Here is a 25,960-nt window from a genome sequence, read left to right on the forward strand (position 1 = left end):
ATGGAAAAGAAAGACCTGAAATCAATGACACTGGAAGAATTGACAGAGTTCGTGAAGGAGCTGGGTGAAAAACCGTTCCGGGCAAAACAGTTATACCAGTGGATGCATGTAAAATTAGCCGAGTCTTTAGACGAATGTATGAACCTTCCGAAGTCGCTTAAGGAAAAGCTTTCGGAATACAGTACATACACGTCCCTTAAGACCGTAAAGATGCTGGAATCGGGGATCGACGGGACAAGAAAGTATCTGTTCGGTCTCGATGACGGAAACGTGATCGAGAGCGTCCTGATGAAATATCACCACGGAAATTCTGTGTGTATTTCCTCTCAGGTGGGCTGCCGCATGGGCTGCCGGTTCTGTGCGTCCACCCTGGACGGACTCACAAGAAACTTACGTCCTTCGGAGATGCTGGATCAGATCTACCGGATCCAGAGATCCACGGGAGAGCGTGTCTCCAACGTTGTGGTCATGGGAAGTGGTGAGCCGATGGATAACTATGATAACCTGATCCGGTTTATCAGGCTTCTTTCCGATGAAAACGGTCTGAATATCAGTCAGAGAAACATCACGGTATCCACCTGCGGGATCGTACCAAAGATCTTAAAGCTTGCGGAGGAAGGTCTTTCCATTACTCTGGCACTTTCCCTTCATGCACCGGACGATGAGACGAGAAAGACTCTTATGCCCATCGCCAACAGCTACTCCTTATCGGAGGTGCTTCCGGCATGTAAGGAATATTATAAAAAGACAGGAAGACGCCTGACCTTTGAGTACAGTCTTGTACAGGGCGTCAATGATAACCTTGACGAGGCAAAGCGCCTGACTGCGCTTTTAAAGGATATGCAGGGACACGTGAACCTGATTCCGGTAAACCCGATCAAGGAGCGCGACTTCAAACAGTCCAATCGGGATGCCATTGACGCGTTCAGGGGTTATCTTGAAAAACACGGCATCAACGTTACGATCCGCAGGGAGATGGGCCGCGATATCGGCGGTGCCTGCGGACAGCTTAGAAAGAGCTATCTGAGTGAGGAGGAATCGTCATGATCTCTTACGCGAAGACAGACACCGGTCTTGTGAGAAGATCCAATCAGGATTTCCTGTTTGCAGCGGATCAGCCGGTGGGACCGCTTCCGAATCTGTTCATCGTGGCAGACGGAATGGGCGGACATAAGGCCGGGGATTTCGCGTCCCGGTATGTCGTGGAACATATGAAAGAATATATTGAAAATTCTGATCCGGCCAGTCCTGTGATGATCCTCAGAAAAGCTCTGGAGAAGACGAATCAGGGGCTCTTTGAGGAAGCTCAGGGAAACCCGGACCGGGAAGGAATGGGGTCCACTCTGGTTGCCGCTACGATCGAGGACGACATGATGTACGTGGCAAATGTGGGGGACAGCAGACTTTATCTTTTGCGGGACAGTCTTGCACAGATCACGAGAGACCATTCCCTTGTGGAAGAGATGGTCGCGAGAGGAAAAATGGAGCGGGACAGCGAGTCCTACCGAAGTCAGAAGAACATCATTACCCGCGCCATGGGAATCGGAAACCGGGTGGAGGCGGATTTCTTTGAAGTGCCGCTTCTTGAGTGTGACTGTATTCTGCTCTGCTCTGACGGATTGACGAACATGGTGGATGATGCCGAGATCAGCCGGGTCTTAAAGACAACGGATACGCTGAAAGAGAAGACGGAAGCGCTGGTTGACGAGGCAAACCGGAACGGAGGAAAGGACAACATTGCGATTGTCCTTGTAGAACCTCAGATAAGTGAGGTGAAGCTATGATTTTATACCCTGGAACGATGCTGCAGGACCGATATGAGATTCTGGAAAAGATAGGTTCCGGCGGAATGTCAGAGGTCTATAAAGCAAAATGCCATAAATTAAACCGTCTGGTCGCAATCAAGGTACTGAAATCGGAGTTTACTTCCGACGCGACCTTTGTCAGTAAATTTAAGATGGAAGCTCAGGCAGCGGCCGGACTTTCACACCCGAATATTGTCAATATATATGATGTCGTGGATGAGGGAGATATCCACTTTATCGTTATGGAGCTCGTAGAGGGAATCACCTTAAAGAGCTATATCACGAAAAAAGGTCATCTGGATGTAAAGGAAGCCATCGGGATCGCGATCCAGGTAGCCTCCGGAATCGAAGCAGCCCATGAACAGCATATCATTCACCGTGATATCAAGCCTCAGAATATGCTGATCTCCATGGATGGAAAGGTGAAGGTAGCGGACTTCGGAATTGCGAGAGCTGTGTCGTCTCAGACCATGAATGCGGCGACAGTTGTGGGATCTGTCCACTATATCTCCCCCGAACAGGCGAGAGGCGGATACAGCGATGAGCGGAGCGACCTGTATTCCTTAGGTATCACCATGTTTGAGATGGTCACCGGCCATGTTCCGTTTGAGGGGGACAACACGGTGACGGTCGCGCTGGCACATCTGGAAGAACCAATGCCGGATCCCAGAATGTTGAATCCGGATGTGTCCCCAAGTCTTGCGAGGATCATCTTAAAATGTACGGAAAAGAGACCGGAGCGCCGATACCCGAACGCGGCGGCCGTGATCAGTGACCTGAGAAGAGCACTTTTAAATGATGATGACCCGACTATCGGCGCCGTTAAAGAGGAAGACCACAGCTCCGATACCATCGTCATCAGCCCAAAAGAACTGAATCTGATCAAGACGAGAAGTGGGGAACGGATCCGGGAGTCAAAGCCGGTAAAAGAGATCCGTGAGCGCAGGGAACGGCGGGATCTGGAAAAGCGGTATGATCAGACGGACAACGCGAAGAAGGAACCGAAAAAGAATAAAGTGGATGATGAAGCCACAGGACTGGAAAAGATCCTGACAGGCCTGGGCGTGGCGGCAGCCATCGTCATTGTCGCGGTTGTGATCGTGTTTGTTCTGAAGCTTGGCGGTCTGTTCAGAAGCAGCACTCCGGAGGATCCGACAAAAACCGTTTCTGAGGAAGCTATGACGGAAGAAGCGAAGACAACTGCGGCATCGGAGACTGTTATCAGCCAGAAGGAAGTCTATATGCCGAAGCTTGTGGGCCACTCCGAGGAGGAAGCCGAGAAGATCTTACAGGGACTCGATCTCACCATGCAGGTAGAGCAGAAAAACTCGGATGAAGTGGAAAAAGGCATAGTCATCTCACAGAAGGAAGAGCCCGATACCGTGATTCCGCGTTTCTCCAAGGTAACCGTTGTCATCAGCGCGGGTTCTGATAAGGTTGATCTCTCAGAACTTGGCCTTTCCGGAATGACACTGGAAACGGCGGTCCGCCTGTTGGAGGGAAAGAATTTAAAAGCAGATGTTCGGGAGGAAGCCAGCGAGGAGGTGGCTTCCGGAACGATCATCCGCTATGAACCGGAGGAAAAAGTGGCCCTCGGAAGTACCGTAACCTTATATGTGAGTACGGGACCGGAGGAGGAATTCGTTCCTGTACCGAATCTTTATGGAAAGACGGACGCGGAGGCGGCAGCACTTCTTTCCGCGGCAGGACTTGTGACCGGAGAGGTTTCAAAGGAGTACGACAGCACGATCTCGGCCGGTCACGTCATCAGTCAGGGCGTTGAGGCAGGAACTCAGGTAGCACCTGGGGATACCGTGGATTACACTCTGAGTCTTGGGCCGGAAGCTCCGAAAAAACAGTTTATTGCATCTCTGGATGCAAGCTATCCGCTTCAGGTCTCCTATGGACCGGGGGCAGCGTCCTCCGAGATCCAGATCCTGATCCGTTTAAAGCAGACGGTGAACGGCAAAGTGACCTATACGAAGCTTGCGGAGCCAAAGTCTTACAGCGCGGACACAACCCTGAATATCAAGTTAGACAGGATCCGCGGCGCCGACGGCGTACAGACCGGTGAGGTGGAGATCGTGGACCTCACGAACAACGTGGTACTGACATCCTATAATGTGACATTTACGGAGGTTGACGGTTGACTGGAAAGATCATAAAGGGAATTGCCGGATTCTATTACGTACATGACGGCGTTTCCAAAGTATACGAGTGTAAGGCAAAGGGCGTATTCCGGAACCGGAAGATCAAGCCTCTTGTGGGCGACAATGTGGAGTTCGACGTGCTTTCTGAGGAGCAGAGCCTCGGAAACATCGTGGAGATCCTTCCGAGGGAGAACTCCCTGATCCGTCCGGCAGTGGCGAACATCGATCAGGCAATGATCGTGTTTGCCGTCGCTGACCCGGAACCGAATTTAAACCTTCTGGACCGCTTTCTGGTTACGATGGAAGCCCAGAATGTTCCGGTGGTGATCTGCTTTAATAAGACAGATCTCGGAAAAGAGGGTGAGGCAGAACGACTTGCTGGAATCTATCGGGATGCCGGATATGATGTCCATCTGTCCTGTGCTCTGGCGGGGGAAGGGATCGAGGCGATCCATGACCTCTTAAGGGGGAAGACAACGGCACTTGCCGGCCCGTCCGGTGTTGGAAAATCATCCCTGACAAACAGGATCCAGCCGGAGGCGGAGATGGAGACGGGGGCCGTCAGTGAGAAGATCCGCAGGGGTCGCCATACCACAAGACATTCGGAGCTGTTCTTCGTCGAGAAGGAGACCTTCGTGATGGACACGCCGGGCTTCAGCTCCATCTTTGTCGACAATATGAAGCCGGAAGAGTTAAAGGATTTCTTTCCGGAATTTGAGGCCTACGAGCCGGAATGCCGGTTTTTGGGCTGTGTCCATGTGGGAGAACGGGAGTGCGGCGTCAAGGAGGCCGTAAAAGCAGGAAAGATTGCGGATTCCCGGTATGAAAATTACCGGCTGATCTATGAAGAACTGAAGAGTAAAAGGAGATATTAAGATCATGTATATATTAGCGCCATCGATTCTTTCAGCAGACTTTTCAAAACTTGGTGAAGATGTAAAGACAGTTTCTGACGCGGGAGCGCAGTACATCCATCTGGATGTGATGGATGGAGCGTTTGTCCCGAGCATTTCCTTCGGTATGCCGGTGATCTCATCCCTCAGAAAGACAACAGACCGTGTGTTTGATGTCCATATGATGGTGGAGGAGCCGGGAAGATATGTAAATGATGTCAGAAAGGCCGGCGCGGATATCATCTGTGTCCATCAGGAAGCCTGTCTTCATCTGGACCGTACCATCAACCAGATCAAGGAGACCGGTGCCAGAGCAGCTGTTGCGTTAAACCCGGCAACTCCGGTCGAGACACTTTCCTGTATCTTAAAAGAAGCAGATATGTTTCTGATTATGTCCGTAAATCCGGGATTCGGAGGACAGAAGTTTATCCCGTATACGTTAGAGAAGATCAAAAAGCTCCGCGGCATGTTAAATGAGGCCGGACTCACCACCGATATTGAGGTGGACGGCGGCGTGAATGCGGCAAATGTCAGAGAGGTTCTCGATGCAGGCGCGAACGTGATCGTTGCGGGTTCCGCGGTGTTTAAGAACGATGCGGCAGCGAATACAAAGGAGTTCCTGAAGATCTTTGAGGAGTATTCCGCAAGATAAGGGGCCGCACCCGGCGTGAGGATGTGCCATGGATAGGGGAGAGGCAGATAATATGAATGCAGACAGAAGAGAAATGACGGATACCTGCCTGATCGTGTCGGGCGGACCGACGGACCGGAAATTTGCTGCGGAATTCGTGAAAAATCGGAAATATCCCTATGTGATCGCAGTGGACGCGGGTCTTGCCGTCTGCGAGGAGCTGGGGCTTGTGCCGGACCTTGCGGTGGGCGATTTTGATACCTTCGGGCTGGAACGGATGGAAGAACTCAGAAAGAAAGAGGGATGGGCGACGGATGTCCATAAGCCGGAGAAGGATGAGACGGACACGGATCTTGCGGTCCGCTCCGCACTCCGGGCAGGGTTTCATACCGCCCATGTTCTGGGAGCCACAGGGGGCAGGCTGGATCATGAGCTTTCCAATATCCATCTGATGCGGGCGGCGAAGGATGCAGGACTTTTCATGGAGATCTATGATGCAAAAAACCGTATCTTTCTCCTGACACCGGATGATGAGGAATATTCCGTTTTTTTGAAAGACCGGATCTACGGGAAATATGTCTCCTTTCTTCCGCTTACGGAGACCGTTCTTGGAATCACGCTGGATGGATTTAAATATCCGCTGCACAATAAGGACATCTCGATCTTAGAGGATCCCAGTCTCTGTGTCAGCAATGAGATTCCAGGGGAGCGGGCAAAGATCACGTTCCGGAAAGGGATCCTGATCTGCGTGGAGTCAAGAGATTAAAGAGAACACCGCGTGAAAATATCAGCGTGAAAAAGCAAAAAAGAAGGATGATATACGTTGCAGTCTGCAATGTTGCGGCGAGGAAAACAGACTGGACTGTATAAAAAAAACAAAACTGGACATTTCATACAATCCACTCGCATGCTACCATGGGTATCAGGATGACAGAAAGGCTTTCCGGATGATCCATTCAGAAATCCTTGAACCGATTATGAAAATATGAACGGTTCTGCCTGTCAATAACACTCGAGGGGAGATTTTACTTATGAAAGAAAAGAATGGGCAGTTAATGAAAATTGCGCAGGCTGGCCTGATGGCGGCGCTCTGCTATATCGGATATGCCGTGTTCCCGGCGATCTCAGCCAGCGGAACGAAGATCCATATCGGAAACGCATTTGTTGTGCTTTCCGCATATCTTCTCGGCGGCGTTTACGGTGGACTTTCCGGTGCTGTTGGCTTATCCATTGCTGATATCGTTGGCGGCTATGCGGCATCTGCACCGAGAACTTTTATCACAAAGCTTGTGATCGGTCTCATCGTAGGCTTCGTTGCCCACAGGATCGCAAAGCTTTCCGATGAACATGACCATGCCTATGTGATCCGCTGGTCTGCGATCGCGGCTGTCTGTGGTCTCGGTTTTAACTGCTTCTTTGAGCCGGCATTAAAGTATGTATGGTATACCTTATTATTCCCGAACGCTGATAAAGCAGCATCTGCGATCAAAGCGCTGATAGCGATCACAACGTACACCACGATCATCAACGCGGTGATCAACTCCGTGATCGCAGTCGTCCTTTATGCGGCGCTTCGCCCGGCGTTAAAACGAGCTGGTTTTTTAGCTGCTCAGTAGGTCTGCACACTTGTTGCGCTGACCGTAAAAAAGAATAGGCTGGAAGTCAAAAATCTCATCGACGCAGTCGATTTGGGATGGATTTTAAAACTAAGAAAAATAAATTCTGCAGTGTAACATAGATGTTGCTGTATCGGATGTGGACAATAAAAAATTCTACTTGCGAGCAGCAAATATACTGCGGAAGCAGGAAGATTGGAAGATAAATTCATGCAGAAGAAAATTGCTGTGATCAATGATCTTTCAGGTTATGGCCGCTGTTCATTAACAGTGGCTATTCCTGTTTTATCCGCGATGGGTCATCAGTGCTGTCCGATACCGACGGCGATCCTTTCAAACCATACGGAATTTCCGGTTTACTTTTTCGATGACTATACGGAAAAAATGACCACATATACGGACAAATGGAAAGAACTTGGACTTTCCTTTGACGCGATCGCAACGGGATTTCTTGGGTCGGAGGCCCAGATCGGGATCGTCATGGAGATCGTTCAGAAATTAAAGGCAGAGAAAACGTTTGTTGTTGTGGATCCGGTGATGGGAGACCATGGACATGCCTATGAGACTTATACACCGGAGATGTGCGAGCAGATGAAGGAACTTGTCTGCATGGCGGATGTTGTTCTTCCGAATGTGACGGAGTGCTGTATCCTCACGGATACTCCATACAGGGAGGAAAACTGGACGAGAAAAGAACTCTTAAATATGGCGATGATGCTGCGGCTCATGGGCGCGAAATCTGTGGTCATCACAGGAGTGCGGGAGGGAAGCTGCTACACCAATGTGGTTCTGGAGCAGGGACAGTACGATGCAAAATTTATCCGGACAAGGTCCTCCGGTGGAGAGCGTCCGGGAACCGGAGATGTATTTTCCTCTGTTGTGGCGGGCGCGTTATTAAACGGGAAGTCCCTCCCGGAGGCGGTGAGCCAGGCAGCAGGATTCGTAAAAGAGTGCATAAAAGTCTCCGATGAGGAGCAGATCCCTCACGCGAACGGTGTTTGTTTTGAGAAGATTCTTGGTAAACTGATAAAAAAGTAGGAGAAATCCCCTTCCTTTTCTCAGCAAAATATGATATATTTTTACCAAAGCGTGTTTTTACACGGCAATAAGGAGAAAAGCTCATGTTAGATTTAAGATTTGTAAGAGAAAATCCGGAAATCGTAAAGCAGAATATCCGGAATAAATTCCAGGACGCGAAGCTTCCGTTAGTAGACGAAGTGATCGAACTGGACGAGGAGAACAGAAAAGTAAAGAAGGAGGCTGATGACCTCCGCGCGAGCAGAAATAAGATCTCCAAGCAGATCGGCGCATTGATGGGACAGGGTAAGAAGGAAGAAGCTGAGGAAGTTAAGAAACAGGTTACAGCAGCTTCCGACCACCTTGCTGAGTTGGAGGAGAAAGAAAAAGATCTCGAGGAGCGCATCAAGAAGATCATGATGACGATCCCGAATATCATCGACCCGTCCGTACCGATCGGTAAAGATGACAGCGAGAACGTAGAAGTTCAGAAGTACGGTGATCCGGTCGTTCCGGATTTTGAGATCCCGTACCACACAGAGATCATGGAGAAATTTAACGGCATCGACCTCGACTCCGCAAGAAGAGTTGCCGGAAACGGTTTCTACTACTTAATGGGCGATATCGCGAGACTTCACTCCGCAGTGATCGCATACGCAAGAGACTTTATGATCGACCGTGGATTCACATACTGTGTACCGCCGTTCATGATCCGCAGCGACGTTGTCACAGGCGTTATGAGCTTCGCTGAGATGGACGCTATGATGTACAAGATCGAGGGCGAGGATCTCTACCTCATCGGTACAAGTGAGCATTCCATGATCGGCAAATTCATCGACCAGATCATTCCGGAAGAGGAGCTTCCGAAGACCTTAACAAGCTATTCTCCGTGCTTCCGTAAGGAGAAAGGCGCACACGGCATCGAGGAGCGCGGCGTATACCGTATCCATCAGTTCGAGAAGCAGGAGATGATCGTTGTCTGCAAGCCGGAAGAATCCAAGATGTGGTTCGACAAGTTATGGCAGAACACCGTAGATCTGTTCCGTTCCATGGATATCCCGGTTCGTACCTTAGAGTGCTGCTCCGGTGACCTTGCTGACCTGAAGGTAAAATCTGTCGATGTTGAGGCATGGTCCCCGAGACAGAAAAAATACTTTGAGGTAGGAAGCTGCTCCAACCTTGGTGACGCTCAGGCAAGACGTTTAAGAATCCGCGTAAACGGACCGGATGGAAAGAAATATTTCGCACATACCTTAAATAACACAGTTGTAGCTCCGCCGAGAATGTTAATCGCTTTCCTTGAGAACAACTTACAGGCAGACGGTTCTGTAAGAATTCCGGAAGTATTAAGACCGTATATGGGCGGAAAGACAGAGATCAAATAAATAAGGATTTGTAAAGCTGTGGCGATTCATTTTGTCACAGCTTTTTCAGTTGCAGGACAGACCCGGGAACTGTCAGAAGCACCGGGGGTTTTGTCACGCAGAGCATATTACGAAGGAGATGAGATCCATGCCAGCAGCATTTGCGCATGATCTATACGGGAGAAAAGTATATATGGAGGCTGATCCGGTCATTAAACGGATCATAAAGAAGGAGCGGTACTGCTTCCTTTTAGGGGTCCACGGGCCGGATATCCTGTTCTTTTACAAGGCACTTGGAAAAAACAAGGTAAACCAGAAAGGCGTGCGGATGCACGGCGAACCCGCTGCAAAGCTCATGGAACGTGGCCGGATGCTGGTACGAGAGGCCGAGACAAAGGACGAGAGAGACGAGATGATCGCGTATCTCATGGGTGTTGCCTGCCATTTCTGTCTCGACAACCGCGTCCACGCTTACGTGAACGCAGAGGAGAAGCGGACCGGGATCACCCACGCGGAGATCGAGACGGAACTGGAACGAAGACTTTTGGAGCGGGAACATATGCGCCCGCTGCACTCGAACCTCACCTGTCATTTAAAGATCACAGCCCAGACTGTGCGGGCATCATCGAGGCTTTTCGATGAAGATCCCATCAAGGTGGCAAAGGCGATCATGAGTTTTCGGACCATGAACCGTCTGTTTATCAACTCGAGTGAGAGGACGAAAAGGCTCTGCTGCTTCCTGCTGCGTTTTACAGGAAGCTATGGGGTCATTCACGGCATGTTTATGAGGAAACAGCCAACGCCGGGCTGTGAGGCCATCACAGACCACCTGGAGCGTGAATTTCATGAGGCAGTCCCTAAAGGAGCAGAACTTTTAAGCGATCTGCTTACATACCTGAGAGGAAAAGGACCGATGCCGGAAATCTTTCAGGGGAATTTTAATGGCGAATAGAGATGTGCGGCAGAATCTGAAGGCGGATAGTATGTCAGCCGGAAAGGCTGGTAAGGCTGCACAGAATTGAAGAAACAGGACATAAAGGAGAACAACATGCAGGGAAAGATCTATGGAATCGGAGTGGGACCGGGGGACCTGGAGCTTATGACATTGAAGGCGGTACGCCTGATCCGGGAGGTGGACGTGATCGCGATCCCGGGGAAAGAAAAAGAGACATGTACCGCATATCAGATCGCTCTGGGGGCGGTCCCTGAGATCGATGAAAAGGAGATCATCCCTGTGGTATTCCCGATGACGAAGAACGAGTCGGTGCTGAAGGAGAGCCATGAGGCGGCGGTGAAGAGCCTGTCAGCCCTCATGGATCAGGGAAAGACCGTGGCGTTTTTGACACTGGGGGATGTGACGGTCTATTCCACATATGGCTATGTCCATAAAAAGCTTCTGGCTCTGGGATACGAGTCTGTCCTGATTAACGGAGTCCCGTCTTTCTGCGCGGCGGCGGCAAAGCTCGGGATCTCCCTGGGGGAGAAGGCGGAGTCCATCCATATCCTGCCGGGCTCCTATCCGGTGAAGGATGGGCTGAAGCTTTCAGGGACAAAGATCTTGATGAAATCCGGGAAAAAGATCGCGGATGTGAAGCGGGAGCTTCTTCTCACGGAGTGTCCTGCCTGGATGGTGGAAAACTGCGGGATGGAGGGTGAGCGGCTGATACGAAGTGCAGCCGACATCCCGGAAGACGCGGGATATTATTCCCTTATTATCGCAAAAGACAGGGAGGAACAGTAAAGGATGGGAGCAATAAAACGCCGGACGGTCCGGATCGGAACGCGAAAGAGCAGGCTGGCGCTTGTGCAGACAAACATGGTGGCGGAGGCAATCGAGGCCGCATGCCCGGAGGTAAAATGTGAGTTGGTTCCCCTGATGACAAAGGGCGATAAGATCTTAAAGACCTCTCTTGTTGCTTTTGGAGGAAAAGGGGCCTTTGTGGAGGAGTTTGAGCAGTCCATTTTAAACGGGGATATTGATCTTGCGGTCCACAGCGCGAAGGACATGCCGATGGATCTGAGCGACGGGCTCTGTATCGGTGCCGTCTTAAAGCGGGAAGATCCGAGGGATGTCTTTGTGACGGTAAAGGGTCGTACTCCGGAGCGGAGTCCCAGGATCATCGGAACGGGAAGTCCGAGACGTCAGGTGCAGATCATGGAGCACGGGGATGTGGAATGCCGCCTGCTTCGCGGAAATGTCGACACGAGACTGGAAAAACTGTACCAGAAGGAGTACGACGGGATCATCCTGGCTGCGGCGGGACTATCGAGGCTGGGACTTTTTGAGGATCCGAGATTTTCCTTTGAGTTTCTTGAACCGGAGACTTTCATCCCGGCGGGAGGCCAGGGAATTATCGCCGTGGAGGCGAAAAAAGGCAGCGATGTCCTAAAAATCCTGGAAAAATTAAATGACAAAGAAGCGGAACGAGCACTGTTCGCGGAGAGAAAAGTGCTGCGCCTTTTAGGTGCCGGCTGTACTGCGGCGGTTGGCGTGTACGCGAAGGAAGAGAACGGGGCGTTCCGGATGGACCTTATGCGGGAGACAAAGAGCGGAGTGATCCGCACAAAGGTCTCCGGAGCGCCGGAGGATTCCATGAAGCTTGCGGAACTTCTCGTGAAACAGGGAACCGCGGAGGATATTCCCGCTGGAAGGGCATATCTTGTGGGAGCCGGTCCTGGAAACGGCGGCCTTATCACGGTGAAGGGCCAGCAGACGCTAAAGGCAGCGGAGGTCCTTGTCTATGACCGGCTTGGCTCCGAGGAACTGCTCTCTCTGGTGCCGGAGGACTGCGAGCGGATTTATGTGGGAAAAGAGGCAGGACACCATATCAAAAAGCAGTCGGAGATCAACCGGATCCTGGTGGAGAAGGCACTGGAAGGAAAGCGCGTCGTCCGGTTAAAGGGTGGAGATCCCTTTGTGTTCGGGCGCGGCGGAGAGGAGATCCAGGCGCTCACAGAAGCAGGAATCCCCTATGAAGTGATCCCCGGCGTTACCTCAGCCATCGGGGCACTGGAGACGGCTGGAATCCCTGTCACCCACCGGAATATCGCGAGAGATTTCCATGTCTTTACGGGACATATCTCCCACGAAGGCGGTGAGGGACTCTCCGGGGATTACAGCCTGTACGCGAAGCTTCCGGGAACTCTGATCTTCCTTATGGGACTCTCAAACCTTGAGGAGATCGTGAAACGTCTCATAGATGGCGGAAAAGACGGGGAGACGCCTGCAGCCGTTGTGACGGACGGAACACTGTCCCGAATGCGCGTTGTCCGGGCATCCTTAAAGGATCTGCCTGAGGCTGTAAGAAAAGCGGGACTTACGCCTCCCGGAATCATCGCTGTGGGTGAGGTCTGTGCCTTCCACTTTACATCTATGGTGCCGGGCGTGCTTACTGGAATCACGGTGGGAGTCACCGGAACAGAGGCCGTTAGAGGACGGATCATAAGCCGCCTGTCCGATGAGGGTGCGAAGACGGTCCGCGCGGGGGAATCCCTTGTGGTACGGGAGTCCATGGAACGGCTGGATCAGGCGTTTGCGGACCTTTCCCGTTACAGATGGGTGATTTTTACGAGCCGGAATGCAGTCCGGATCTTCTTTGACCGGATGCGGGAGAAACATGTAGATATCAGAAAACTTGGCGGATTAAAATTTGCGGTTGTCGGGCGCGGAACAGGGGAGTATCTGGAGAGCGTCGGAATCACGCCGGACTTTATCCCGGAGGAATATACAACGAAGGCGCTGGCAGATGGACTTGTCAAATACCTGAAGGAGAATGGAGAGACTTCTGGGGCAAAAACTGCTGCCGCCAATATAGCCTACAGCATTTCCAGTTCAGAAAATGTTTGTCCGTGTGCTGAGGCAGGAAAATTTCTGATCCCGCGGGCAAAGCAGGGCTCGAAGGTCCTCACGGAGACACTGGCGGAACAGGGATATGCGTTTGATGATATTCCAATCTATGATATCCTGGTGGAGCAGACGGAGCTTGCGAGACTTAAAACTGCCGACTATATCACGTTTGAGAGCGGCTCCGGCGTCCGAGGATTCTTCGCGGGACGTGAGGCGGAAGCGGTATCTCTGTTTGAGACGGTGAGACCAGTCTGCATCGGAAAGGTGACAGCGGCAGTCCTTGCGGAATACGGAGTGAAGAATGCCCTGACAGCTTCCGACTATACAGCGGACGGAATTTTAGAGGTGCTGCTGACGGACAGAAACGAGATCACGAGGTAAACATGGATACCTTTGTATACAAAGACCATAAAAAGTTAAGATGCGGATACACCACAGGAACCTGCGCGGCTCTGGCGGCTCAGGGGGCGGTGCGATTTCTGCTCACAGGATCCTGGAAGGAGACGGAGGAGATCATGACCCCGAAGGGGATTCCGGTGTGCGTATCGCTGGAAGAGAAAACTTCCGGGGATAGTTGGGCGGAGTGCGCGGTCAGGAAGGACGCAGGGGACGATTATGATGTGACGAACGGGATCCTGGTGTATGCGCGGGCGGAGTTTGTGAAAGATAAAAACTTTTATGAAAAGGTTCAGATGTCACATCTGGAAAGTTCCGGGTTCGGAGCTGCAGGAGAAAAACCTGGTCTGAGTCCAGAAAACCAGAAACAACAGAAAAAAGCGAATGCCGCTCATCAGAAAGAGGCACTTCCTGAGTCGCTTGTCAGAATCGACGGCGGCATCGGCATCGGTCGCATCACAAAATCCGGTCTGGATCAGCCAATAGGCGCTGCAGCGATCAATTCTGTGCCGCGTAAGATGATCCGGGACGCTGTCTACGAGCTTTTGGAGGAAGCCGGAGAGCTTCGCCTGGTATCGATCACAATATCGGTTCCTGCAGGCGTAGAAGCCGCGAAGAAGACCTTCAACCCGGTCCTGGGAATCGAGGGCGGGATCTCCGTTCTCGGGACCAGCGGGATTGTGGAGCCCATGAGTGAGGAAGCGCTTGTCGAGACGATCCGTACCCATCTAAATGTCTTAAAGGCAGAGGGCAGAAAATGGGTGATCGCAGTGCCTGGAAATATGGGCGCGGGATTTTTAGAGAGGTATCTCGTAGAACATGGTAAATTCTGTACCGATGCTCATCAAGGGAGTAACGCGGCGGACACGGATGCTGCTGTTGAGGCGGAACAGATGGCTTATGGAGAATTATCAACGGAAACAGAACCATCACTTCTGGAAGGATTTATGAATTCCCTCGTCACCATGAGCAACTTCGTCGGCAAGACCATTGACCTTGCCGCGGAACTGGGCTTTTCCGGTATCCTGATCGCCGGTCACATGGGAAAACTCGTGAAGATCGGAAACGGGATCATGAACACCCACTCCAGGGAGGCGGATGGTCGCATGGACACGATGCTGTCCTGCGCGTTATCTGCCGGAACCGAGGACCTGGAACTCCTTAGAAAGATCCAGAGATCCAACACGACGGATGAGGCGATGGATCACTTAAAACAGGCGGGAATCATAGAGGACACGATAAACGTATTCTTAAAGCGTGCCGATTGGCACCTTACCCATCGATCCAGGGACGAGGTGAGGACGGGAATGATCGTCTTCGGGACAAAGGGGGAGTATCTGGGAGAGACGGAAGGCGCGGATGCGATTCTGCGGTCAGCGTTGAAAGAGCTGGATCAATAAGCTTCCACTTAGCGCTGAAAGAACTGAAACAATAAGTTTTGGAACAACGCATGAAAGTTACGGTCTCTGATCATTCATCGAAATTAAAGGAAACACTATGGAAAACAGGCAGAAAAATTACGGGAGCGTCCATGACACAAAGGCATCCATGATGTATAACCGCTTCCTGAAACAATACAACGAGTGGCTTTCCGGCGGACCGATCCCGGATACCGGAAATCAGGATATAAAGTATTTTCTGGGCCAGCAGCGGAAGCGGTTGGAAAAACGCGGACTTCACAGAGATTCATCCATAGAACTCCGGGGTCTTCTGGCCTCAGCTGGCGCGATCCCGCCGAAGGTCGGAAAGAAATATACGAATGTGACAGAATTCCGCACGGCGCAGAGAAATACGACATATTCCAGGGGTGGACGGATCATCGGAAAATTCCGGAAGAAAGAGATCTTATACCAGACGATCACCTTCGCGAATGAGGCGACGGTAGACGGAACGGAGCCATGTACCTGCCCGTCCTGCGGAGCGGTGAGCCAGATCAAGGCGCTGTTTGAAGGCTGCCCATACTGCCACACAAGATTTCTGATGCAGGATCTGTATCCGAAGGTCGCGAATTTTTATTCCATTGAAGACCTCAGCTATTCCACGGAAGAGATCAAGAGAACATTAACTCCCTGGTGCGGCGGAGGGGCAGTCATCTTCACGGTGTTCATGCTGGCATACCTGGCATGGGAGAGGGCAAAGACCGGTGATCCTCTGACACTATATTCCATGATCTGCCCGCTGATCGGGTATCCAGTAATCGGAGCCTTCGGCGGATATATGCTGTTTGCCTTAAAAACACTTGGGTATATTTTCTGGCGGGCGATGCAGAGCCTTGGACTTCTGTTTGCCACTTCTGGCAGCAAAAACAGGCTGATCCGGTTCATGAAGAATTACGAGCCGGATTTTGGCTATGAAAACTTTGCAAACCAGGTCATTGCTCTGGCAAAAAATATTATCTTTTCCGAGCCGGGAGAGGACCTTTCTATTATCCGCGGTCCCTGGGATGGGGAAAGTTTCCAGAACATCACGGACATTGTATACAGGGGAGCTATGTCGGTGGGGAACTGCTGGCAGGAAGGCCCGTATGTGTATGCGGATATCGATCTGTACTTCTGCGATACATATGACAGGGGAAGTTCGATGAAGGAGAAAAACGACAGGATCCGGATGATCGTCGGAAAGAATATCCAGATCCCGCAGGACCCGGGATACTCGATCCATCAGGTCTCCTGTGAAAGCTGCGGGGCAAGCTTTGACGCGATGAAGATCCGTCACTGCCCGTACTGCAAGCGGGAGTATGACATGAGAGACCATGCATGGACGGTCATGAAGATTCGAAAAACAGGAGGAAAACCATCATGATACATTTTGTGGGAGCCGGAAGCGGAGCGCCGGACTTGATCACGGTCCGGGGACAGAAATTCCTTCGGGAGGCGGACGTGGTGATCTATGCGGGATCCCTTGTGAATCCGGAGCTTTTAAAGGAGACGAAGCCGGGGTGTGAGATCTTAAACAGTGCCTACATGACTCTTGACGAGGTGATCCGTGCCATGGAGAAAGCGGAGCGTGAGGGAAAAATGACGGTGCGGCTTCATACCGGTGATCCGGCGATCTACGGCGCGATCCGGGAGCAGATGGACCGGCTGGATGAGAAAAAGATTGCTTACGATGTATGCCCGGGGGTCAGCTCCTTCTGCGGCGCTGCATCGAGTCTCCATGCGGAACTCACGCTGCCTGGCGTGTCCCAGTCCGTGATCATCACGAGAATGGCGGGGCGGACCGGAGTCCCGGAGCGGGAGAGTTTCCGTTCCTTGGCGGCTCACCATGCGACCATGGCGGTGTTCTTAAGCACGGGACTGTTGTCACAGATGGAAAAGGAACTTGCGGAAGCCGGATATGAGTCGGACACGCCGGCGGTGATCATCTACAAGGCGACATGGCCGGAGGAGAAGATCGTCCGCTGCACCGTCTCTACGCTGGCGAAGTCCGCAGAGGAGAACGGAATTAAGAAGACGGCAATGATCTTTATCGGTGATGTATTCGGCACGAGAGAGGCAAACGGTTACGAGGAGTCAAGACTCTATGCGCCGGACTTCTCCACGGAATTCAGAAAGGGGACGGACATATGAAGAAGCTGACAGTGGTCGGCATGGGACCTGGAGAATATGAATCCATGACGCTCCGTGCCGTAAAGGCGCTTAACACCTGCGATGTGATCGTGGGATACACGGTCTATGTGGATCTCGCGAAGCCGTACTTTCCAGATAAGGAATTTCTGACGACCCCCATGAAACGGGAGATCGAGCGCTGCGAGATGGCTTTTGCGGAGGCGGAAAAAGGAAGATCTGTCGTGATGATCTGCAGCGGGGACGCAGGAATCTACGGAATGGCGGGACCGATCCTGGAACTCGGGGAGAAGCACCCGGAGGTGGAGATCGAGGTGATCCCGGGGATCACGGCGGCTCTCTCCGGCGGCGCTGTCCTCGGGGCACCGCTGATGCATGATTTTGCGGTGATCAGCTTAAGTGATCTTTTAACACCCTGGGAGACCATTGAGAATCGCCTGGACGCGGCGGCGAAGACTGATTTTTCCATCTGCCTCTATAATCCGTCCAGCAGGAAGCGGGCGGACTATTTAAAGCGTGCGTGTGAGATCTTTTTACGGTACAAGAGCTCGAATACCGTCTGCGGCATTGTAAAGAACATCGGAAGAGACGGGGAGACGAAGAAGGTCATGACGTTAGCGGAATTGAAAGATTACGAGGCGGACATGTTCACCACCGTGTTTATTGGAAACAGCCGGACCGAAAAGTCCGTCCTTGGCGGGCAGAACTGGATGGTCACACCGAGAGGATACCGGATATGAAGATAGCGGAAGGGAAAATTGCGGTTTTTGCGGGGACAACGGAAGGACGGGTTCTGGCATCCCGCCTTGCCGGAAGTCAGGTAGCGGCTGATGTGTTTGTTGCGACGGAATATGGAAAAGAGGAGATCCCGAAGGCTGAGAATCTTCAGGTCCATGACGGGCGTGTCGATGAGATCCAGATGGAGAAACTGTTTCAGGAAAAGAAGTATGACTTGATCCTTGATGCAACCCATCCTTTTGCGGTGGTGGTCACGGCAAATATCAGGGAGGCGGCAGAAAAGACAGGGACCCCGCTTTTAAGGATCCTGCGGGATAAAAACGGTGAGAGAACAAATGTTTTCACTTCTGAAAACGGACCCCGTACTTTTGAAGATGACAACCAGAAAAAAAAGAACACAAAAACAGATATGGAAATGCCCGGAGAAAGTGCTTGGACAGAAACGGAAGGCATTTCAGACGGTTCAGACTGCCGGATCATCACGGTGGAGAATATTCAGGCGGCAGTGGACTTTTTAAAGACCACGGAAGGTCCGGTATTCGTCACGACGGGAAGTAAGGAGCTCTCCGCATTTTTAGCTCTCCCGGACTGGGAGACGAGAGTCTACGCGAGAGTCCTTTCCATGCCGGAGGTGGTAAAGACCTGTGCCGATATGGGCTTTTACGGCAGCCATCTGATCGCAATGCAGGGGCCCTTTGCGGAAGACTTAAATGTTGCAATGATGAAAGCGGTCCATGCGAAGTGGATGGTGACGAAGGAGTCCGGGAAGGCGGGCGGATTCGAGGAAAAGGTCAGTGCGGCGAAAAAAGCAGGTGTCGGTCTTGTCGTGATCGGAAGACCGGTGGAAGAAGGAATCTCGTTAGAAGAAGGAATTGCTTATCTGGAGGAGCATTTTGCTCTGGGAAGGTCAGCTGAAAATTCTGGGAAACGCCAGGTATTCCTTATCGGCACAGGACCCGGAAGCGAATCCTATCTAACCGGTGAGGCAAAAAAACGCCTCGACAAATGTGATCTGATCGTCGGCGCAAGCCGCTGTGTGAGACAGCTGGAAAGTTTCCACAAACCTGTATTTGAGGCATACCAGCCGGAAAAAATTGCGGACTATCTGGATGCCCACCCGGAGGTACAGGTGATCTGTGGAGCCATGTCCGGTGATACCGGATTTTACAGCGCAGCGGAAAAACTCGGTGCAGTGCTGGAACGCCGCGGAAACTATACCGTGGAAGTAATTCCGGGGATCTCTTCCGTTGGATATTTTTTCGCGAAGATCCGGCGTCCCTGGGATCACGCGAAACTCTTCAGCATGCACGGGCAGGCGGCAAACTTCGCTTTGGAATTAAAGCGCTCCGGCAGTGCCTTTATCCTTGGCGGCGGCTCGGATTTCTATGAAACGATCTGCGGACAGCTCATCGATCTTGGGATGCAGGAGACAAAGCTCTTTGCCGGGGAAAACCTGACACTTGAAGACGAACAGATCTTCACCTCCACTCCAGAGGAAATAAAGGGCAGGAAAGCCCCTTCACTGGCCGTCCTCTATGCGGAATGGACCGGGCCCCGAAGACCTTTATCCCACGGTATTTCCGATGAGGCGTTCACCCGCGGGAAGGTTCCGATGACGAAGATGGAAGTCCGCACCGTGTCCGTGGCAAAGCTGGAACTCACGGAAAATTCCGTTCTCTACGATGTCGGAGCCGGAACAGGATCCGTCTCTGTGGAGTGCGCAGGCCTTTCCGATTCGGTGAAAGTCTATGCTATCGAGAAGAATTCGGAGGCCGTGGAGCTTCTCTATGAAAACCGGAAAAAATTCGCCCTCACAAATCTGGAGATCATAGCGGGAACAGCGCCGGAAGCGTTAGAAGATCTTCCGGCGCCAACCCATGTCTTCATTGGCGGAAGCGGAGGACAGATGGAAGAGGTTATCGCATTATGCCTTAAGAAAAATCCTAAAACACGATTTGTTGTAAACCTCATCACTCCTGAGTCTCTGGCAGCAGTCCTTGAAGCCGCAAAGACTCTCCCGGTGACAGAACCGGATCTTGTGACGCTTACTGCCGCAAGGTCCAAAAAAGTCGGTTCCAGCCATCTGATGATGGGGCAGAATCCGGTGTGGATCGTGACGTTTGAGGGAAAAACCTGCATCAGCGGAATTTAATGATTATGAAGGAGCTGGAAATATGGATAAGGAGCGGATGAAGTGTTTGGTTCAGGATTCTCAGGCAGTTTCCGTCCGCTTTCCCCGGATCATGATTGCCGCGGAGAAGAGCGGTGGGGGGAAGACGTTGTTTACCTGTGCGCTGCTTTCTCTTTTGAAAGAGAAAATTCAGGAGGTTCGCGCGTTTAAGTGCGGGCCGGACTATATCGATCCGATGTTTCACCGGACGGTGCTGGAGATCCCGTCGAGAAATCTGGACAGCTTTTTTGCGGACGGGGATACGCTGAGATATCTGCTCGGCAGGGAAGTCCTCGAAATGGAGAAATTCCCGGAAAGCCGAATCGCTGTACTGGAGGGCGTCATGGGCTTTTACGATGGACTTGGCGGTGTCTCGGAGCGGTCCAGTGCCTGGGAGGTGGCGGATCTCACGGATACGCCGGTGATCCTTCTGGTGGATATGATGGGGCGGAGTCTTTCTGCTTTAGCGTCGATCAAGGGATTTCTTGATTACAAGGAGAAGAGCCATGTGACAGGGGTAGTCTTTAACCGGCTGTCACCGATGTTGTATCCGAGATTAAAAGAGCGGGCAGAGCGGGAGCTTGGAATCCGGGTATTCGGGTATGTGCCGGAATTAAAGGATATGACGCTGGAGTCCCGCCATCTGGGGCTTGTGATGCCGGAAGAGATTCCAGGGATCCGGGAACGGCTGGATCTGATCAAAGAAAAGGTTCGAGTGGAAATCAATCTGGATGGGATTATTGAGGAGGCTGGGAGAGCGGCAGAGATAGAAGTGAAATTGCCAGAAGCTGTAAGGCAGTTTTGTAATGTGGATTGCGGGACAGGTATTAAGAAAACAGTAGTTGCAGTCGCCAAAGATGAAGCTTTTTGCTTTTATTACGAGGATAATCTGGATATTCTGAGAAAACTTGGAGCGGAAATACAGTATTTTTCCCCGATCCACGACAGAAACCTTCCGGTGGAAACCTGCGCAGTCTATCTTGGCGGCGGTTATCCGGAGCTTCACGCGAAAGCACTTTCAGAAAATATCAGTATGCGGAATGCGATCCGTCAGGCGGTGATGGAAGAGATGCCGTGTATCGCGGAGTGTGGCGGATATCTGTACCTGAAGGATTCGATCGTGGATCCGGACGGCGTGGAATGGCCAATGGCAGGTGTGCTGCCGGGCAGCAGCCGTGACACGGGGAAGCTTGGTAGATTTGGGTATATTACTGTTACCTCAAAGAAAGAGGGACTGTTAGGACCTGCGGGAACTGAATTCCGCGCCCATGAATTCCACCACTGGGATTCGGAGGAGAACGGGACGGATTTCGCAGCAAAAAAGCCGGTGGGAACACGGGGCTGGGACTGCGGATATACGACGGAGAGCTTTTATGCAGGCTTTCCGCACTTGTATTTTTACAGTAATGTGAAAATTGCTGAGAACTTTATTAAATGTGCAGAAACGTGGAAAAAGAAAAATCCCATCAGCGAAGCTGGTCTGGAATGGATTTTTGCACGTAACTATGAAGGTACTGAATAGTTACAAATCCAGAAAAGTATAGCACTTTGAAGGTTCGATAAATTTGAATTTTAGCAAATTTTTTGCATTGACAAAAATTGCAGTAGAAAAAGATTCTTACTGATATGACATAATCAAAAAGATGAATAGTGAAATGAAATATGACAGCAGAATGAAAATAAATATGACAGAAAAAACTTCAGTAGAAAAGACCTGGAAAGCATATCTGAATAAGATTGAACCGGCAGACCGAACTGCCATGGAGCTTGCGAAAAAGCGTTGGAATTCTGTGGCAAAACCCATCGGAAGTCTCGGAATTCTGGAGGAGGATATTATAAAGATCGCGGGGATCCGCGGGAACGCATCGGGAATGAAACTGGACCGGTCCGCACTGGCAGTCATGTGTGCCGACCATGGTGTCGTTGCGGAAGGGGTTTCCCAGACAGGTAAAGATGTGACGAGGATCGTTGCGGAAAACTTCACGAAAGGCGAGACATCCACCTCCAAGATGTGCCGGATCTCCGGAACAGACCTCTACCCGGTGGACATGGGAATGGACTGCGGGCCGACCGGGCAGAAGGAACCTGACATGCACCGGATCCTGGACCGGAAAGTGGCAAGAGGATCCGGAAATATCGCGAGGGAACCGGCGATGAGCAGAACCGGGTGTCTTCAGGCACTTCTTTCCGGCATAGATCTCGCATTCCGGTTGAAAGAGAAGGGATACGAAATTCTTGCCGCAGGGGAGATGGGAATCGGAAATACGACTCCTGCTGCCGCCATGAGCGCGGTGCTCACGGGGCTCCCACCTGAAGAGGCGACCGGCCGGGGCGCCGGACTCTCTGACGCGGGACTTGAGAAGAAAAAAAAGGCAGTGGAGATGGCAGTTTCCCGTTTCTATGAGGAATATCCGGAATACCGGAATGGAACAAAAGAACAATATGAGAGTGGAGAGCTGTCCGCTGTGACGGTGCTTGCAGAGCTTGGCGGTTTCGATCTCGCTGGAATGACGGGGCTATTCCTCGGCGGAGCGGCGGCAAAGATCCCGGTTTTGACGGATGGATTCCTCTCCACCGTCTCTGGCCTTCTGGCGGTTCTCATCAGGAAAGAGGCGAAGGACTATATGCTCGCGTCCCATATCTCCACAGAACCTGCCGGGGCGGCGGTCCTTCAGATGCTGGATCTTCCGGCACCTCTTCACATGGGAATGCATCTCGGCGAGGGAAGCGGGGCGGTTGCCATGATCCCGCTTCTCAGGATGGGTGCAAAGGTATATGAGGAGATGAGCACATTTTCTGATATCTCTGTGGAACAGTACGTGGACTATCAGGAGAAAGGAGAGCGGCCATGAGGGCGGCATTTATCGCTTTTTCCATGTATTCCAGAATACCGATGCCGATGTTCGAGTGGAAAGAGGAGGACATGAAATATGCCATGTGTTTCTTCCCGGCCATCGGCATGGTGATCGGGGCAGTATTTTACGGGATGTTCCTGCTGCTCTCATGGCTTCTTCCGGGAAGCTTTCTGGCAGCGGGAATCCTTCTCGCAGTTCCGATCTTCATAACAGGCGGAATCCACATGGATGGATTTATGGATACGTGTGATGCAAGGGCGTCCTACGGAGACAGGGAGAAGAAACTCGCGATCTTAAAGGATACCCACACGGGGGCGTTCGCTGTGATCTTTGGCGCACTGTATCTGATCCTTTATGCGGCGGCGTGTATGGAGCTTGACCGGGAGACGGCGGTGCTTGTCTCGATCGGTTTTGTGATTTCAAGATCCTTAAGCGGACTCTCCACGGTGACATTCCCGGAGGCGAGAAAACATGGGATGCTGGCAGATTTTATGAAGGACGCGAAAAAGAAGACGGTGGCGGTCTGGATGGTCATCCTGTTCCTTGCGGCAGCAGTTCTGGAACTTTTTCTGGGTGGCAGAATTGGGGGAATCATTCTATCAGCATCGATCCTGATCTTTTTCTACTACCGGCATATGGCAGTGAAGGAGTTCGGTGGGGTCACGGGAGATCTGGCGGGATTTTTCCTGCAGATCTGTGAGCTTGGGATCCTCCTTGCGGCCGTGATCGGGAAGGCGGTGATCGGATGAAACTTTTCATGATCCGGCATGGGGCAACGGCCGGGAATCTGGAAAAACGGTATGTGGGCCGGACTGATGAGGGACTGACGGAACAGGCAGTGTCGGATCTGAAGGAAGAAGCACTGAAGCTTCGGGAGATTTCAGGAAACGTGGCAGCGATCATCACAAGCCCGATGAAGCGGTGTCTTGAGACGGCAGAAATTCTGTTCCCGGAGAAGCTATATGAACATGTTCCGAGAATCCAGAAAGCCGGACTCTCCGAGTGTGATTTTGGAACCTTTGAGTATAAGAATTATCTGGAACTTTCCGGGGATGCGGAGTATCAGCATTTTATCGACACGCTGGGGAGAGAGGGATTTCCCGGCGGGGAGACCACGGAGGCATTTAAAGCCCGGACAGTGGAGGCATTTCAGGAAGTATGGAAGGAAATTTCTTCTCAGGCTGAACAGGGGATTGACCGGACGCTCGTTTTTGTCGTTCATGGAGGAACGATCATGGCAGTCATGGAGGCGTTTTCGGAGGAAAAGAAAAGTTACTATGACTGGCAGGTTGGGAACGGGGAAGGCGTTTTGGGAAAAATGGATGCGTCAGATGGACAGATCCGCAACGCGCGGATCATTAAAGCTAAATGACCGATAACGAAACGTGTAAAGGAAACGATGAAGGGAGAACAAAAACATGATACTTTTATTATCTGCATGCAGCATCGGATTTCTGATTTACGGTGCGCTGGTTGTAAGCGGCATCTACACGCCGATCAGCTCAAAGATCCTTGTGGAGGACGAAGAGCGGGCAAAATGGTGCCACACAGAGGGCGTCACAAAGATGCTCTGGGGGCTGGATCTGGCATTCTTTGTCATGTACCGATGCAGCGTATTTCCGGCAGTTTTATGGCTGGCGGCATTTCTTGTACTGACGGTGGTTATTATCATCATGGCATATAAGAATAACGGAAAATATTTGAAATAGAGGTTGTGATGATTCCTGAATTTTTTGTCTGCGGGAGAAAAGAACGACAGGCTCACATGCGTATGGAAATATAGTTTCGTTTGTGCAGCTGAAAACAGGAAAATTACGGCAGATAAGGAAGAATTTACATGATAGACAGAATAGAACTTCTGGCGGTGATCACGCTTGGTTTTCTGCTGGATCAGGTCCTCGGCGATCCGCACTGGCTGTATCACCCAGTGCGGCTGATCGGGGCATATATCAGTTTTCTGGAAAAAGGAATACGGAAGATCTTCGGAGACGGGGAACGGGCGCTGCTTGCGGGCGGCGTCGTCCTTGTCCTTTTTGCGACGGGAACGACGGCGGTCGTATCCGGCGGCATTCTTTATGCCTGTGGGCGGATCTCCCCAGGGCTTAAATTTCTGGTCTCGGTGATCCTCTGCTATCAGCTATTTGCGGTGAGATCCTTAAAAGATGAGAGCATGAAGGTCTACCGGGAATTGAAAAAAGATGATCTACCGGCAGCCCGGTACGCGGTCTCCATGATCGTGGGCCGTGATACGGAACGTCTCGACATGACGGGAGTCACGAAAGCGGCGGTGGAAACTGTAGCGGAAAATACTTCGGACGGTGTCGCAGCCCCGCTTTTTTATATGACTCTCGGCGGCCCGGTCCTCGGCTGGATATATAAGGCAGTTAACACCATGGATTCCATGGTGGGATACAAGAACGACAAGTATCTTTATCTTGGAAGGGCGGCGGCAAAGCTTGACGATCTCCTGAACTTCATACCGGCGAGACTCTGCGCCTGGGTCATGATCTTCGCCTCCTATCTGCCATCAAAAGATCATGAATTTGACGGTTCCCATGCGAAGGAGATCTTTTTAAGGGACCGTTTCAACCACGCGAGCCCAAATTCCGCCCAGACGGAATCGGTCTGCGCCGGATCACTCAGGATCCGCCTTGCGGGAGATGCCTGGTATTTCGGAAAACTTGTGAAGAAGAAATACATTGGGGATGATCTGCGGCCGGTAGAGATCGAGGATATTCCGCGGGCGAATAAGCTTCTTTACCGGACATCGTGGATCCTTATGGGACTCTGTGCGGTGGTGGAAACGGTTCTCAATTTATTGTAAAGATGGTTTAGAGGCATAAAAACAGGATATGGCAGCAGTCGTAATGCAGAGTATATACGATTATAAATTGTGTTAAAACGGCTGCAGC

23 protein-coding genes are annotated in these 25,960 nt (G+C 51.6%); all 23 read left to right on the forward strand.

Annotation, left to right across the window (positions count from 1 at the left end; genetic code table 11):
• The 23 genes from rlmN (at position 1) to cbiB (ending at position 25,872) form a co-directional block, all read left to right on the forward strand.
• Positions 1–1,047, forward strand: a complete 1,047-nt coding sequence (gene rlmN / locus DW677_RS04735; RefSeq protein WP_117566570.1) for a 23S rRNA (adenine(2503)-C(2))-methyltransferase RlmN — start codon at positions 1–3, stop codon at positions 1,045–1,047.
• Entirely contained in the window at positions 1,044–1,784 is a 741-nt protein-coding gene (locus DW677_RS04740) for a Stp1/IreP family PP2C-type Ser/Thr phosphatase (protein ID WP_015554619.1), read from the forward strand. The genes rlmN and DW677_RS04740 overlap by 4 nt, the downstream gene beginning before the upstream one ends.
• Complete coding sequence (gene pknB / locus DW677_RS04745; RefSeq protein WP_015554618.1) at positions 1,781–3,955, forward strand: Stk1 family PASTA domain-containing Ser/Thr kinase; 2,175 nt, start codon at positions 1,781–1,783, stop codon at positions 3,953–3,955. The genes DW677_RS04740 and pknB overlap by 4 nt, the downstream gene beginning before the upstream one ends.
• Complete coding sequence (gene rsgA / locus DW677_RS04750) at positions 3,952–4,830, forward strand: ribosome small subunit-dependent GTPase A (protein ID WP_117469667.1); 879 nt, start codon at positions 3,952–3,954, stop codon at positions 4,828–4,830. The genes pknB and rsgA overlap by 4 nt, the downstream gene beginning before the upstream one ends.
• A 4-nt stretch (positions 4,831–4,834) precedes the next feature.
• The gene (gene rpe, locus DW677_RS04755) at positions 4,835–5,500 is read left to right on the forward strand and encodes a ribulose-phosphate 3-epimerase (RefSeq protein ID WP_015554617.1); all 666 of its coding nucleotides are present in this window, start codon (positions 4,835–4,837) and stop codon (positions 5,498–5,500) included.
• Positions 5,501–5,552: 52 nt separating this feature from the next.
• Positions 5,553–6,245 (forward strand): thiamine diphosphokinase, encoded by a 693-nt coding sequence (locus DW677_RS04760; protein WP_015554616.1) that lies wholly within the window; start codon positions 5,553–5,555, stop codon positions 6,243–6,245.
• Positions 6,246–6,510: 265 nt separating this feature from the next.
• Positions 6,511–7,095 carry an ECF transporter S component gene (locus DW677_RS04765; RefSeq protein WP_015554615.1) on the forward strand — a complete coding sequence of 195 codons (585 nt, stop codon included), beginning with the start codon at positions 6,511–6,513 and terminating at the stop codon, positions 7,093–7,095.
• Positions 7,096–7,305: 210 nt separating this feature from the next.
• Complete coding sequence (locus tag DW677_RS04770; RefSeq protein ID WP_015554614.1) at positions 7,306–8,133, forward strand: pyridoxamine kinase; 828 nt, start codon at positions 7,306–7,308, stop codon at positions 8,131–8,133.
• Between the two features lie 83 nt (positions 8,134–8,216).
• Entirely contained in the window at positions 8,217–9,497 is a 1,281-nt protein-coding gene (serS, locus tag DW677_RS04775; protein ID WP_015554613.1) for a serine--tRNA ligase, read from the forward strand.
• Positions 9,498–9,624: 127 nt separating this feature from the next.
• On the forward strand, positions 9,625–10,428 hold the full coding sequence (locus DW677_RS04780) for a zinc dependent phospholipase C family protein (protein ID WP_181968297.1): 804 nt from the start codon (positions 9,625–9,627) through the stop codon (positions 10,426–10,428).
• 96 nt (positions 10,429–10,524) lie between these two features.
• A complete protein-coding gene (cobI, locus tag DW677_RS04785) occupies positions 10,525–11,217 on the forward strand; it encodes a precorrin-2 C(20)-methyltransferase (RefSeq protein ID WP_117566572.1) in 693 nt (230 codons plus the stop codon).
• 3 nt (positions 11,218–11,220) lie between these two features.
• On the forward strand, positions 11,221–13,704 hold the full coding sequence (gene cobA, locus DW677_RS04790) for a uroporphyrinogen-III C-methyltransferase (protein ID WP_117566573.1): 2,484 nt from the start codon (positions 11,221–11,223) through the stop codon (positions 13,702–13,704).
• A gap of 2 nt (positions 13,705–13,706) precedes the next feature.
• The gene (gene cbiD, locus DW677_RS04795) at positions 13,707–15,119 is read left to right on the forward strand and encodes a cobalt-precorrin-5B (C(1))-methyltransferase CbiD (RefSeq protein ID WP_117566574.1); all 1,413 of its coding nucleotides are present in this window, start codon (positions 13,707–13,709) and stop codon (positions 15,117–15,119) included.
• Positions 15,120–15,216: 97 nt separating this feature from the next.
• Complete coding sequence (locus DW677_RS04800; protein WP_117566575.1) at positions 15,217–16,521, forward strand: hypothetical protein; 1,305 nt, start codon at positions 15,217–15,219, stop codon at positions 16,519–16,521.
• Positions 16,518–17,288, forward strand: coding sequence for a precorrin-4 C(11)-methyltransferase (gene cobM / locus DW677_RS04805; RefSeq protein WP_117566576.1), 771 nt, complete (start codon positions 16,518–16,520; stop codon positions 17,286–17,288). The genes DW677_RS04800 and cobM overlap by 4 nt, the downstream gene beginning before the upstream one ends.
• Positions 17,285–18,025, forward strand: coding sequence for a precorrin-3B C(17)-methyltransferase (gene cobJ / locus DW677_RS04810; RefSeq protein ID WP_117503849.1), 741 nt, complete (start codon positions 17,285–17,287; stop codon positions 18,023–18,025). The genes cobM and cobJ overlap by 4 nt, the downstream gene beginning before the upstream one ends.
• Complete coding sequence (gene cbiE, locus DW677_RS04815) at positions 18,022–20,175, forward strand: precorrin-6y C5,15-methyltransferase (decarboxylating) subunit CbiE (protein WP_117566577.1); 2,154 nt, start codon at positions 18,022–18,024, stop codon at positions 20,173–20,175. Before cobJ ends, cbiE begins: the two co-directional genes overlap by 4 nt.
• A 22-nt stretch (positions 20,176–20,197) precedes the next feature.
• Positions 20,198–21,715 carry a cobyrinate a,c-diamide synthase gene (locus DW677_RS04820; protein WP_242992105.1) on the forward strand — a complete coding sequence of 506 codons (1,518 nt, stop codon included), beginning with the start codon at positions 20,198–20,200 and terminating at the stop codon, positions 21,713–21,715.
• Between the two features lie 163 nt (positions 21,716–21,878).
• Positions 21,879–23,045 carry a nicotinate-nucleotide--dimethylbenzimidazole phosphoribosyltransferase gene (gene cobT / locus DW677_RS04825; RefSeq protein WP_117566606.1) on the forward strand — a complete coding sequence of 389 codons (1,167 nt, stop codon included), beginning with the start codon at positions 21,879–21,881 and terminating at the stop codon, positions 23,043–23,045.
• Complete coding sequence (gene cobS / locus DW677_RS04830; protein ID WP_117566578.1) at positions 23,042–23,797, forward strand: adenosylcobinamide-GDP ribazoletransferase; 756 nt, start codon at positions 23,042–23,044, stop codon at positions 23,795–23,797. The genes cobT and cobS overlap by 4 nt, the downstream gene beginning before the upstream one ends.
• Positions 23,794–24,420: a histidine phosphatase family protein gene (locus DW677_RS04835; RefSeq protein ID WP_117566579.1), complete on the forward strand. Its 627-nt coding sequence runs from the start codon at positions 23,794–23,796 to the stop codon at positions 24,418–24,420. The genes cobS and DW677_RS04835 overlap by 4 nt, the downstream gene beginning before the upstream one ends.
• A 46-nt stretch (positions 24,421–24,466) precedes the next feature.
• Positions 24,467–24,757, forward strand: coding sequence for a hypothetical protein (locus tag DW677_RS04840; protein WP_117469656.1), 291 nt, complete (start codon positions 24,467–24,469; stop codon positions 24,755–24,757).
• A gap of 128 nt (positions 24,758–24,885) precedes the next feature.
• Positions 24,886–25,872 (forward strand): adenosylcobinamide-phosphate synthase CbiB, encoded by a 987-nt coding sequence (cbiB, locus tag DW677_RS04845; RefSeq protein WP_117566580.1) that lies wholly within the window; start codon positions 24,886–24,888, stop codon positions 25,870–25,872.
• Positions 25,873–25,960: the final 88 nt, after the last annotated feature.

It is taken from the genome of Clostridium sp. AM25-23AC (assembly GCF_003435125.1).
GTDB classification, from domain to species: Bacteria; Bacillota; Clostridia; order Lachnospirales; family Lachnospiraceae; genus Pilosibacter; species Pilosibacter fragilis.

What these genes read in the sequence shown, in the direction of transcription:
- DW677_RS04800 (WP_117566575.1), top strand. Translation starts at nt 15,217, where the DNA reads ATGGAAAACAGGCAGAAAAATTACGGGAGCGTCCATGACACAAAGGCA.
- DW677_RS04765 (WP_015554615.1), top strand. Translation starts at nt 6,511, where the DNA reads ATGAAAGAAAAGAATGGGCAGTTAATGAAAATTGCGCAGGCTGGCCTG.
- rlmN (WP_117566570.1), top strand. Translation starts at nt 1, where the DNA reads ATGGAAAAGAAAGACCTGAAATCAATGACACTGGAAGAATTGACAGAG.
- cobI (WP_117566572.1), top strand. Translation starts at nt 10,525, where the DNA reads ATGCAGGGAAAGATCTATGGAATCGGAGTGGGACCGGGGGACCTGGAG.
- cobJ (WP_117503849.1), top strand. Translation starts at nt 17,285, where the DNA reads ATGAAGAAGCTGACAGTGGTCGGCATGGGACCTGGAGAATATGAATCC.
- DW677_RS04820 (WP_242992105.1), top strand. Translation starts at nt 20,198, where the DNA reads ATGGATAAGGAGCGGATGAAGTGTTTGGTTCAGGATTCTCAGGCAGTT.
- cbiD (WP_117566574.1), top strand. Translation starts at nt 13,707, where the DNA reads ATGGATACCTTTGTATACAAAGACCATAAAAAGTTAAGATGCGGATAC.
- DW677_RS04840 (WP_117469656.1), top strand. Translation starts at nt 24,467, where the DNA reads ATGATACTTTTATTATCTGCATGCAGCATCGGATTTCTGATTTACGGT.
- cobS (WP_117566578.1), top strand. Translation starts at nt 23,042, where the DNA reads ATGAGGGCGGCATTTATCGCTTTTTCCATGTATTCCAGAATACCGATG.
- DW677_RS04835 (WP_117566579.1), top strand. Translation starts at nt 23,794, where the DNA reads ATGAAACTTTTCATGATCCGGCATGGGGCAACGGCCGGGAATCTGGAA.
- DW677_RS04780 (WP_181968297.1), top strand. Translation starts at nt 9,625, where the DNA reads ATGCCAGCAGCATTTGCGCATGATCTATACGGGAGAAAAGTATATATG.
- rpe (WP_015554617.1), top strand. Translation starts at nt 4,835, where the DNA reads ATGTATATATTAGCGCCATCGATTCTTTCAGCAGACTTTTCAAAACTT.
- DW677_RS04770 (WP_015554614.1), top strand. Translation starts at nt 7,306, where the DNA reads ATGCAGAAGAAAATTGCTGTGATCAATGATCTTTCAGGTTATGGCCGC.
- cbiB (WP_117566580.1), top strand. Translation starts at nt 24,886, where the DNA reads ATGATAGACAGAATAGAACTTCTGGCGGTGATCACGCTTGGTTTTCTG.
- DW677_RS04740 (WP_015554619.1), top strand. Translation starts at nt 1,044, where the DNA reads ATGATCTCTTACGCGAAGACAGACACCGGTCTTGTGAGAAGATCCAAT.
- cbiE (WP_117566577.1), top strand. Translation starts at nt 18,022, where the DNA reads ATGAAGATAGCGGAAGGGAAAATTGCGGTTTTTGCGGGGACAACGGAA.
- pknB (WP_015554618.1), top strand. Translation starts at nt 1,781, where the DNA reads ATGATTTTATACCCTGGAACGATGCTGCAGGACCGATATGAGATTCTG.
- DW677_RS04760 (WP_015554616.1), top strand. Translation starts at nt 5,553, where the DNA reads ATGAATGCAGACAGAAGAGAAATGACGGATACCTGCCTGATCGTGTCG.
- cobT (WP_117566606.1), top strand. Translation starts at nt 21,879, where the DNA reads ATGACAGAAAAAACTTCAGTAGAAAAGACCTGGAAAGCATATCTGAAT.
- cobM (WP_117566576.1), top strand. Translation starts at nt 16,518, where the DNA reads ATGATACATTTTGTGGGAGCCGGAAGCGGAGCGCCGGACTTGATCACG.
- cobA (WP_117566573.1), top strand. Translation starts at nt 11,221, where the DNA reads ATGGGAGCAATAAAACGCCGGACGGTCCGGATCGGAACGCGAAAGAGC.
- serS (WP_015554613.1), top strand. Translation starts at nt 8,217, where the DNA reads ATGTTAGATTTAAGATTTGTAAGAGAAAATCCGGAAATCGTAAAGCAG.